The sequence below is a fragment of the Allorhizobium sp. DMC15 genome, from assembly GCF_056314065.1.
Window position 1 is genome coordinate 28,689 of the sequence record NZ_JBQUZB010000002.1, and the last position, 11,371, is coordinate 40,059.

Genomic DNA, 11,371 nt, shown 5'->3' on the forward strand with positions numbered 1-11,371 from the left:
CGATAGTTCACACGCCCTCTTTCCAACGGAGATGGAAACACCTATATCAGCCTTGCCGGGGCTTGCTCCGGCTATGGCAATAAACGGTCGGTGTAATAAACCTATTGGACCCGGGGGCGGTACCCGGCGCCTCCACCAAAAACCGGTCGGATCTGATGAGTGTTCAGACCGGCTTTTGATGGGGGCGAAATAGGATCGACAAGGGCGTAAAGATCGAACTTTTGCTCGGCATGATACCGCCGTTATCGGGTCACAAGTGTAGTTGCAAACGACAACAACGCTAAGGGTTATGCTCTCGCTGCCTAATGGCGGTGCGGGAAATCCGAACTAAGTCCTTGGGGTTAGCCCCTCAAGGCGGGGTCCGAAGGCACCTGGCAACAGAAGCCTTCACCTAACCTTCTCCCACCCTGTTTTCCGCCGTGCTCACACAAGGCTACCTTACGCGCCTACCCGTGCGCAGGAAAATGATGTATCCTTAGGCGAACCGCGTTCGCGCGACGGGGCTTTTCGACACCGCTGCGCCGTGGCATATAGCCGTCGAAACGGCATGAGAAGGAAAGACAGGATCTGATGGGGCACGACCACATTCGCTACGACATTCTGGCCCAGGACGCGCTGAGAAGTGTCATCCGCAAGGTTTTGACCGAAGTCGCCGCCACCGGACGTCTCCCGGGCGACCATCATTTCTTCATCACCTTCCTGACCGGGGCTCCGGGTGTGCGAATCTCGCAGCATCTGAAGGCCAAGTATGCCGAACAGATGACAATCGTCATCCAGCACCAGTTCTGGGAACTGAAGGTCACCGACAGCCAATTCGAAATCGGCCTGTCCTTCTCCGACACCCCGGAAAAGCTGGTCATCCCCTTCAACGCCATCCGCGGCTTCTATGACCCCTCGGTCAATTTCGAGCTGGAATTCGACGTGCCGCTGGCGGACGAGGACGAAAACGACGCCGAGATCACCGCTTATCCGCTGGACGTGCCCGCAAAGGCGGAAGAGGCCGAAACTGCGGCGACCGAGGAAAAGAAGGAAGGCTCTGTGGTCTCCCTCGATGCCTTCCGCAAGAAGCAATAAAGTCATGCCGACAGCCGGCCCCATGGGGCCGGCTTTTCCACATTCGGGACAAAAGACATGGCTGCAGACATCGTCAATCTCCGCCAGTTCCGCAAGACCAAGGCGCGCGCCGAACGCGAGGCCACAGCCGACCAGAACCGTCTGACTCACGGTCGAACGAAAGCTGAGAAGACGCTGACCCGTAAGCTGAACGCCCAAGCCTCCAAGCGGCTTGACCAGGGTCATATCGAGACGCCGGACGACAACCAGGACTAACGCGCCTCGCCCGCCCGTTGAGGCACGAACCGTCTTAAAGCCGCGAGTCACTCAACGCCATGATCCGCAAACGCTCCATCACCCTGCATGGCCACCGCACGAGCTTTTCGGTCGAGGACGAGTTTCTAGCGGAATTGCAGGAGATGGCGACGGCTCGCGGCATCAGCTTCGCGGCCCTCATCGCCGAAGTCGACGAGAACCGCGCGACCAGTGCCAATCTGTCTTCCGCTCTGCGTCTTTACGTTCTGGCATATCTCAGGAAGGCGGCGGCGCCGGACGCATCCGACGCCTCGCGCTCCCCCGGATAGAGCAATTTCACTGAACGCCGGGCAACCCTTCGAACGTCATGCCTGGCAGAGGCTGGCGCACCACGCGCTCGCGCTGCGGGACGGGCAGGGCCGGCGCATCGGGAACACTGTCGGTGGTCGGGCCAGTCGGCTGATCCGTAGCTCCGTCAGACGGCACCGTTGGCGCAGCCTGTTGCTGCTGCTCCTGCAGCAACCGCTCCGCCTCGGCACGCTTCCGCGCGTCTTCTTGGGCCTGTGCCCGCTGTTGGGCATTCGCCCGGGCAAGGGCCGCTTCGCGCCTCAGCCTCTGTTTTTCGAGCACGCTCGACTGCAAAGCCTCGACCCGGCGCCGCTCCGTTTCGAAGGCCCGTAGAGACAGGAAATTGGTGATCTCGGTCACGTCCAGCCCGCGCTCCGGAGACAGGACGTCACCCGTCAGCATGAGCCGAAGATTAGGGGAAGCCCCCTCCATGGCGAAATCGCCGGCCCGAAGCGCAATGTCGACGTCCCCCTCCACTGTGCCGCTGTCGAAGTCGAGCCGGGCGCTGCCGTTGAGGGATGCGACTTCGGTTTGCACAACCGCATTCTGGACGCGAAGCGTCCGATCCGAGAGCGCAAAGGGAAGCGCGACCCCTTCGACGGTCGTCGTGCCACCGGACACCAGCGCACTGGTGATGGACCGGACCTTCTCCTGGTCCAGATCGGTCCCGAGCCCATCCGCCTCGGCAACAAGGCGAGGCAGAATGGTGAGGTCCAGGTCGCTGATCGCAAGCCGTGACAGCGTGACCTGACCGGAGCCGCTTGCACCGCCGATGAGTTCAGCCGCAGTCGCGCCGCTGCCCTCACCGACGAAAGTCAGGTCATAGGTTCCGGCCACGCCCTCCGACGGATCGAGGCCCCGCCTCAGGCGCAGCGCATTCAGGCTTCGTCTGAGATCGGCACCCTTCACGTCGAGCCGCGACTGCAGGAAGCCGTTTCCATCACTATTGGCGAGCGACAGGCGACCGGTCATGCTGCCGCCGAACCAGCCGCCCGAAATCTCGTCCAACGTCAGTTCTCCGGCTCTGGCCGTCAGCTTGGTGGAAACATCCGTCATTGACTCGCCGATTCCCGGCCAGACCTGCTTTGCCGTCACGGCAAGATCGAGATCGGCTGTCAGGCTGCTCTTTGCGAACGGCGACGCCGCAAGCGCGCCGGAGCTCGGATCACGGACGGGGCCAAGCAGGCTCTCGGCAAGCCAGTCCATATCGAGACTGTCGAGGGCAAGGGTGCCCGTCGCGGTCGGCACGGCACCCCGAAGGTCGAGCATCCCCTGCCCCGAGACCGCTTGTCCGGCGACCGTCGACCGCAGATCGTCGATCGTCACCTGTCCGGCCGCAAGCCCAAGCTTGGCGTTCATCGTTGTGGGAACGCCAGCTTGCAGGCCGGGTAGAGCAGCCCCGAGCGCCATCAGATAGGGACCGACATCCTCGCTTTCAGCCGAGACGTCCCAGTCTCCGTCGAGCACATACGGTCCGTCCATGCCCTTCAACCGGCCGGTCGCAGCCAGCTTCGATCGCGCACCGTCGAAGCGGATATCCGCCTCTGCCTCTTTGGCATTTCGTCCGTCCAGCACGAGGCTGAGACGGCCGCCTTCCCCAACCGGCCAGGGCAGCGGCTGGAGACCCGCCTGCCCCATCAGGATCTGCGCCTCGTCGTTCTCGACGCTGAGGTCCACCTTGCGTCCGTCACCGCCCGCCAGTGCCGAAAGGGTCGGCGCGGTCACCGAAAAGTTCGTGCGGCTGCCGTTGGAGCTGCCACCTCCGCTGACACGCACCGCCCCGCCCCCTTCAAGAGCAATATCTGCAGCAATGTCGGTATCTGCATACCAATCGGCACTCTCAGCCAATCGCTTCAGGACAGGTCGTCCTGGAAAGCGCTCGTCGAGCAGCGAAAGGAAGGCAGAGGGATCTTTCGACCGCAGGGCCACACGCCCCTCCCCGTCAATAACTCCGGCAGAGAGGGCCAACACCCCACTCATGTCGAAGGACGCGCCTGCGACATTTCCGAGCTTCATGCGCTCGACCGAGAGCCGGTCTCCCTCATAGCTGACGATGCCGTCGACATCGCCGATATCGATGCCGAAGGCCGTCAGTCGTCCGAGCTTCAGCCGCGCGGCGATCCTTTCAGCCAAGAGATTGCGTTCGGCATCCTCGCCGACGACCAGTGCCGCGATGGCGCGGGCTGCGTCGAGATCGAGCCCCGCCCCGGAAAGGTCGACGGACAGGCTCGGTGCAGCACCCGCGCCCGATTCGCGCTCGAGGCGGCCCTTCAACGGCTTGTCGCCCACGGCAAGCTCCAGCTTCTCGAAGCGCTGCAGCTCGCTGGTCAGATTGACCGTGGCGGAAAAGCCCGCAGATCGCAGCTGCCGGATCGCGGGATCGACTTTGCCGGAAATCCAGGTGGCAAGACCGGACGGCTGGGTCGACGCGACCAGCAGATGACCGTCGAAGGAGGGTGTACCGGCAAGATTCAATCGGCCGTCCGCCTCGACTTGCGTGCGGCCCGGCAGCACAGCCACAGCGCGGTCGACCGTCCAGCCGGTGCCTGCGGGCCGGACGTCGAGCTGGATATCGCGAAAGACGGTGTCGCCCGCGAGGATCGCCGGAAGCTTCAGTGTTGCCCGCCCGGGGACTTTCGGAATCGGGATCCGGGCAGCCGTCTCAAGGAGTAGCGTCAAGCGCTGCTGCAGCGAAACGGTCCCATTGCGGGCCGTCTTTGCCGCCCGGCTACCATCAGCAGCAAGCCGGTTCACATCGACCTGCTGCCCCTCTGCGGTCAGCAGGAATTCGGGCTTTGCCCCAGTGTCGAGCTTCGCCTCCCCCGTGATCACATAGGGATCTGCGGCATCGCCGAGCTCAAGCCGATAGGAGGGGACGACAACGCTCTCATTAGTCAGTTCGAAGGCACCGCGCGCCCGGGGGCCAGATGGGGCCGTAGCCGTATCGGCTGCAGGTGGCGCAGCCTCTTTCCAGGCGGAGAGAAACTGCCCCTTATAGATCGGCCGGCCCTCTTCCAGCGCCAGTTCGCCTTCCAGCGACAGATCGAAGGGTTGCACATCGGGTTCGATCCTGATCCGGATCGGCAGGCTTCCGTTGACGGTCTCGGAACTGGTGAGCGCAAACCCGCCGATCTGACCGTCCAGGGATGCACGGCCGGAAACGGACCAGGGACCAGCCAAGGTGCGGGCGGAAATATCCGCGTCGAGGTCGGACAGAACACGGTTGCGGCCGGATTGTTCGTCGATGAACTCGATGAGACCATCGGAGACGGAGACCTTCTCCAGGATCACGGTCCGTGCTGGAATGCTCGGACGGCTGCCCCGCAGCCAGTCCAGCGTACCGTCGGCAAGAAGCCGGACGCGGGCGCGCGGCTGTTCAATCCGCATGTCGAAGATCCGCGCCTCACCCGACAGGAACGGCGCCAGTTCTGCATCGAGTGAAAAACGCGCCACCTGGACCAGCGGCGATCCGTCGACATCCGCACCGACCGTGACGTCTTCCATGGTCACCGAGGGAAACGGCAGGATACGGGCGCTGACTGCCCCGTGCACCACGACCTTCTTGCCCAAAAGCTGGCTTGCTCTGCTCTCGAAATCCTGCCGAAAATTGGTCCAGTCGACGAAAAGCGGCGCCAACAGCGCGGCAAACAGCGCCACCACCAGAAGGCCGCCGAGCGTTACCAGAATGCGTCCGAGCACCAATGCCACTCCCTTGATTTCGGCCGCAGGGTAACTCAATTCGCCGTGGTAGCAAGCCGCAAGGTATTGTAGTCAGACGCGAAAAATCTTGCCTGGATTGAAGATATCCAAGGGATCGAGGCTCGCCTTGATGGCCCGCATGACCGGCAGAGCCGAGGCGAGTTCCTGCCTGAGATAGCTGATCTTGCCCTGCCCGATCCCATGTTCGCCGGTGCAGGTCCCCTCCATGGAAAGTGCCCGTCCATTCAGTCGCTCGAGAAAGGCTTCCGCCTCACCGACACTCTTCGGATCCTTGTCATCGAACAGCAGCAGCACATGAAAATTGCCGTCTCCCGCATGGCCGACGATCGGGGCGAGAAATCCGTGCGCCTTGATGTCGGCCTGGGTCTCGGCCACACACTCGGCAAGACGCGAGATCGGAACGCAGACATCGGTCGAAAGCGCCGCCAGTTCCGGCGCCAGCGCCCGGCTTGCCCAATAGGCGTTGTGGCGCGCCTTCCAGAGCTGCGCCCGCTCGTCGGCATTGGCGGTGAACCGGAAACCATCCGCACCGAATTCGGCTGCGATCTCCGCAAACTGTTCAGATTGCAGCGCAACCGTCTCCTCCGTTCCGTGAAACTCGACGAAAAGCGTCGGCCGCTCCGGATAGGAAAGCTTCGAATAGGCGTTGCAGGCGCGGATCTGCATTTCGTCGAGCAACTCGATCCGGGCGACGGGGATCCCCATCTGGATCGTTGTGATGACGGCGTTGCACGCGTCTTCCAAAGTCGGGAAGGCGCAGACGCCACCTCCGATCTTGGCGGGAATGCCCTGGAGCCTCAGCGTGATCGAGGTGATCAGGCCGAGCGTTCCCTCGGACCCCACGAAGAGGCGTGTGAGATCGTAACCGGCCGAGGATTTGCGCGCCCGATGCGCCGTGCGGATTTCTTCACCATTGGCGGTGACAACGGTGAGCGCCAGCACATTGTCCTTCATGGTCCCGTAGCGCACGGCATTCGTGCCCGAGGCGCGAGTCGCTGTCATCCCGCCGAGCGAGGCATTGGCGCCTGGGTCGATGGGGAAGAAGAGGCCCGTGTCGCGCAGATAGGTGTTGAGGTCCTCGCGAGTCACGCCGGGCTCGACCGTGCAGTCCAGATCTTCAGCATTCACTTCAAGGATTCGATTCATCCGGCTGAAATCGACCGAAATACCGCCCGAAGGTGCGTTGACCTGCCCCTCCAGTGAAGACCCCGTTCCAAAGGCGACGATCGGGACGCGGTGAGCGGCACAGATTCTAACCACCTCTTGCACATCGACGGACGTTTCGACGAACACCACGCCATCGGGCAGTTGCGACGGCAGATAGGTCGTCGTGTGGCTGCGCTGCTCGCGGAAGGATTGACCGGTCTGTAAACGATCACCGAAGCGCTGCTTCAGGATTGGCAAGGCCGCTGCGATCCCTGCCTCGTTTCGGTGTCCGTCAATCACATCCTTGCGGGCCATTCATCGCCTCCCCAATTGGCATTCGCGCCGCAGTTTCTTCTGTGGCGTCCCTGCTATGGGATAGGCGCATTTCTTTGTCCAGCGACAGAAACGACGCGCCACAGCAAGGGCGCGTCTCTGTCATTCAGCGGCAATGCGCGGTGGTTCGCCCGCATCGTTCGCGCCCTTCAGGCTTGCATCGTCGAGCTCGCGTTTCAGCCGCGCCTCTTCATGAGCATGCGGCTTGGAGAACCGCGCCAGCAGCAGATAGGCCACGGGCGTGATGTAAAGCGTCACGAGAGTGGCAAACCCCAGCCCACCTACGATGACCCAACCGAGCGCGATGCGGGCCTCGGCGCCGGCGCCTTGCGCCAGAACAAGCGGGAAACCTCCGAGAACAGTCGCGATCATCGTCATCATCACCGGTCTTAGGCGGATCGCGCACGCATTCTCGATCGCCTCGCGCACGCTCTGCCCGCGGTCTCGCAGCTGGTTGGCGAACTCGACGATCAGAATGCCGTTCTTCGCCATGACCCCGACCAGCAGCACGAGGCCGATCTGGCTGTAGACGTTGAGCGTCGATCCGGTGATGACCAGTGCAAAGACGGCACAGGCAAGGCCCAGCGGAACCGTCGCCATGATGATCAGCCCTGAGATGACGCTTTCGAACTGTGCCGCCAGCACCAGGAAGATGATCGCGATGGCAAAGCCGAAGGTCAGTGCCATTCCATAGGAATTTTCCTGCAGGGTGGCAGCCTCCGCCAGAGGCACAAGGCGGGAACCCGGCGGCAGCAGCGGCTCTGCGATGGCCTTGACGGCCTCGACCGCGTCCCCGAGAGCGACGCCATCGTTCAGGCCGGCTGAGAAGGAGACGGAGGCCAGTTGCTGCTCGCGATTGAGCTGCGGTGCCACCGCCCGCTCCTCCAGTGTGGCGATCGTCGACATGGGCACGACGCGGCCGTCCGAGGTCGTCAGGAAGATGTTTTCGAGATCCGTCGGGTCGTTGATCGGCTGCGTGCTGGAGACGAGCCGCACCGGGATCGAATTCCCGTCGATGAAGACATCCGTCACAGACCGTCCTTCAAGCAGCGCCTGAAGCGACGTCCCGATCGCGTTGATGTCGACACCGAGGTCGGAGGCCCGCTCGCGATCGATGGTCACGGAGATCTGTGCCTGGGTCGGCTCGTTGTCGAGGCGCGGCGTCTGCAGGAGTGGGGAGTTGCCCAACTGATCGACGATCTTGATCGCCGCCTCGGTCAGCTTCTCATGGCTGCTGCCCACAAGCGCCATCTGCAGGCCGCTGCCGGCACCACGGATCCTGAGGCTGTTTGATTGGAACACGTTGCCGCGCACAGCCGGTACCTTCGCCGCCGCCGCATTCACATCCTGAACAATCTGGTCCTGCGTACGCGTGCGCTCGTCCCACGGTGCAAGCGTCAGCACCATGAAGGCACTGTTGGACGATCCCTGGCCCGAGATTGAGAACACGTTGCGGATTTCTCCACTGTCGACGAGGGGCTTCAAATTCTCCTCGACCCGCTGGACCTGGTCGCGCGTGTAGGCAAGGCTCGAACCCTGCGGTGTGGACAGGCGCATCATCACCATAGACCGGTCTTCGCGCGGCGTCAGTTCGCTGCGGATCGTGGTGAAGGTGGCATAGGCGGCGGCGGAGAACAGCACGGCGACCACAACCACGATAAGCGGGTTGCGCAGGCAGGCGCCGAGGCTGCGCCGGTAGACGGACGAGAAGCGCGCTCCGAAGCGGCCGAGAATGCCGTGGTCGCCGTGTTTCGCCTCCCGCAGCATGCGCGAGGCCATCATCGGGCAGAGCGTCAGCGCCGTCACCGAAGACAAGAGAACCGCAAATGCCAGCACGAAACCGAATTCGCGGAAGAGACCACCAAGCTGGCCTGGCAGGAACGAGAGCGGTACGAAAACGGCGGCAAGCGTCGCGGTCGTCGCAAGTACGGCGAAAAACACCTCCTGGGTCCCGAGCACGGCAGCAGCCCGCGGCCCCATGCCCTCAGACCGGCGCCGGACGATGTTCTCCAGCACGACGATCGCATCGTCGACCACAAGTCCGGTGGCCAGAACAATCGCCAGAAGTGTCAGGATATTGATCGAGAAACCGACCATGTAGATGGCGGCAAGCGTGCCGATCAGCGCCACCGGCATGGTGAGCGCAGGGATGAGCGTCGCCCGCCAGTCCCTCAGGAACAGGAACAGAACCACGAGAACGATCAGCGCCGAGAGAGACAGTGCGAGCTCAACCTCGTGCAGTGCGCCCTGAATGAAGACCGCGTCGTCGCTGCTCACCACGATTTTGGTCCCCTCGGGCAAAACATCCTGAAGGTCATCGACGGCCTGATGCACCCCGCTCGAAATGCTGAGCGTGTTCGACTGCGCCTGACGAATGACGCCGAGACCGACGCCGGCAACGCCATTGGAACGCAAGGCCGTGGAGCCATCGTCCGGCCCCAATGTCACCGTGGCGACATCGCGCAACCGCACCTGGTTGCCGATTAGCACGTTCTCGAAATCCGCGACCGAGGTCAAGCTGGCGGTCGCCCGCACGACGATGTCCTGGGTCTGGGATTCCAACGATCCGGCGGGCACGTCGAGGGAAGCCCCCTGCAGCGCCGTCGAGAGATCGGCGACTGAGAGACCGCGGCTGGCGAGAGCCGCCTGGTTCACGTCGATCCGGAACACCTTTTCCTGGTCGCCGTAAATCTCGACATCGGCCACACCATCAACGGCGGCCAGGCGGTCGGAAATCTCATTCTCGACCAACAGTGTCAGATCTTCCATCGACAGTGTCGTGGAGGTGACCCCGAGCCGCATGATCGGCTGCGAGTCCGAATCGGCCTTGACGATGCGCGGCTCGTCGACATCGTCCGGCAACTGGTTGCGGACGCGGCCGAGCGCATCGCGCACGTCATTGGCCGCAACCGCGAGATCGACATTGTCTGAGAATTCCAGGGTAGTCCGGCTGGAGCCGAACTGCGATCGGGAGGACATCGACTTCAACCCGCTGACCCGCGCGACCGCACCCTCTATGATGCGGGTCACCTCCTGGTCCATGGTCTGCGCCGACGCGCCGTCATAGTCCGTGCTGACGGTGATGACCGGCTGATCGACATCTGGCAATTCGCGAACCTCGATGCCGGCCAGGGCGGCGAGACCCGCGACGACGAGAAGCGTGTTGAGAACGGCTGCAAGAACAGGGCGACGGACGAAGAGAGCCGTGAAGCTGCGGCCGGACTGTTCCTGAGGTGTTTCGGAAGCGCTCATCGGACAGCCACCTCCGGTGCCTTCTCGTCGGACCCGGCATTGGCCACCTCGACGGCACCTCCTTCACGCACCCGTTGCAGACCTTCGATGGCCACGACGTCGCCCTCCTTCAAGGCGGCATCAATCAGCACCTGATCGGAATTGCGCTGGATGATCCGGACACGGGTCTTCACGGATTTGTTGTCGACGATCTGCCACACGAAGGAGCCCTGCCCGTCCCATTGGACCGCAAGCGGGTTGACCGCAGGATACCGGTCGCCTGGAAAGGTCATGGAGACTGCGAAAGACATGCCGGCACGCAGCACGTCATCGGGATTGTCGATCCGCGCACGGACCCGGATGGTTCGGCTCGCTTGGTCGACCCGGCTGTCGACGGCATCGACCGTACCGGTAAACCGCTGGCCGGGGCGCGCGACGGATGTGGCCTCGACCGCCATGCCGGGCTTTACCGCCGTGACGAACCGCTCGGGCGCCCAGAAGTCGACGAGCAGCTGCGAACGATTGTCGAGCGAGACGACCGCGCTCGAACTGGTGACATTGTCGCCGATGCTGACGCCGATGATGCCGATCACGCCATCGATCGGCGCGGTAATCTCCCGGCGCTTCAGGTTCAGTTCCGCCGTGGTTAACTGCAGCTCGGCCTGTTCACGGGCGATCTGTGCATCCAGAACCTCCAGGCGGGAAAAACTCTTCAGATTTCCATAGGAATCGGCCTTCTCGGTCGCACTGCGCAGCGCGACCTTCGCCTGGTCGCGCAGGATGACCTGCTCGTCGCTGTCGAGGCGGGCAATCACATCGCCCTTCTTGACGGTCTGGCCGGAGGTCACCAGGATTTCCGCGATCGTACCGGAAGCCTGTGGCATCACGGTAACCGCATCCACCGCCTCCCCGTCGCCGATTGCGTTCAGCCGGTCGTTGACAACAGCCGTCGCCACCGGCTGCGTGGCGACCAGGATGTTCTGGTTGCCGCGCCCGCCACCTCGCCGCTCGCCCTGCCCCTGCCCCTGCCCCTGCCCCTGCCCCTGAACGGCACCTTGGCGCTCCGCCTGGGCCTGCCGCCCCGGGGCTTGGCCTTCACCCGCCTGACCATCGGGATTGCCGGCGGAAATCATCGCGACCAGACGTTCCGGCACCCCCATCTGCACAAGGCTCTGCCCGGCCCCGGGTGAGACATAGACCCAGGCACAAAGTCCGACAAACAACAGCGCAACACTGATGGTGAGTTGCTTCCAAAGCGGCATGCAAGGCTCCAGATAAAAAACTT

At 63.1% G+C, this 11,371-nt stretch carries 7 protein-coding genes and 1 other RNA gene; 4 read left to right on the forward strand and 4 right to left on the reverse strand.

Translation table 11 applies throughout. The features are described 5' to 3' along the window. Positions 1–15: 15 nt before the first annotated feature. The 4 genes from ssrA (at position 16) to ACT53S_RS08725 (ending at position 1,637) form a co-directional block, all read left to right on the forward strand. Positions 16–392, forward strand: a transfer-messenger RNA (tmRNA) gene (gene ssrA, locus ACT53S_RS08710). A 178-nt stretch (positions 393–570) separates the two neighbouring features. Beyond that, entirely contained in the window at positions 571–1,074 is a 504-nt protein-coding gene (locus tag ACT53S_RS08715; RefSeq protein WP_113375527.1) for an SspB family protein, read from the forward strand. Between the two features lie 57 nt (positions 1,075–1,131). Then, positions 1,132–1,329, forward strand: a complete 198-nt coding sequence (locus tag ACT53S_RS08720; protein ID WP_113375526.1) for a DUF4169 family protein — start codon at positions 1,132–1,134, stop codon at positions 1,327–1,329. A gap of 59 nt (positions 1,330–1,388) precedes the next feature. Further along, positions 1,389–1,637, forward strand: a complete 249-nt coding sequence (locus ACT53S_RS08725; protein WP_476066691.1) for a ribbon-helix-helix domain-containing protein — start codon at positions 1,389–1,391, stop codon at positions 1,635–1,637. A 7-nt stretch (positions 1,638–1,644) separates the two neighbouring features. On the opposite strand, the gene ACT53S_RS08730 is transcribed toward ACT53S_RS08725, so the two are convergent. The 4 genes from ACT53S_RS08730 to ACT53S_RS08745 form a co-directional block, all read right to left on the reverse strand. Continuing rightward, positions 1,645–5,355 (reverse strand): AsmA family protein, encoded by a 3,711-nt coding sequence (locus ACT53S_RS08730; RefSeq protein ID WP_476066692.1) that lies wholly within the window; start codon positions 5,353–5,355, stop codon positions 1,645–1,647. 72 nt (positions 5,356–5,427) lie between these two features. Next, positions 5,428–6,837, reverse strand: a complete 1,410-nt coding sequence (locus tag ACT53S_RS08735; RefSeq protein ID WP_476066693.1) for an FAD-binding oxidoreductase — start codon at positions 6,835–6,837, stop codon at positions 5,428–5,430. Positions 6,838–6,957: 120 nt separating this feature from the next. After that, positions 6,958–10,107, reverse strand: a complete 3,150-nt coding sequence (locus ACT53S_RS08740) for an efflux RND transporter permease subunit (RefSeq protein ID WP_476066694.1) — start codon at positions 10,105–10,107, stop codon at positions 6,958–6,960. Continuing rightward, on the reverse strand, positions 10,104–11,348 hold the full coding sequence (locus ACT53S_RS08745) for an efflux RND transporter periplasmic adaptor subunit (protein WP_476066695.1): 1,245 nt from the start codon (positions 11,346–11,348) through the stop codon (positions 10,104–10,106). The genes ACT53S_RS08740 and ACT53S_RS08745 overlap by 4 nt, the downstream gene beginning before the upstream one ends. Between the last annotated feature and the right edge of the window lie 23 nt (positions 11,349–11,371).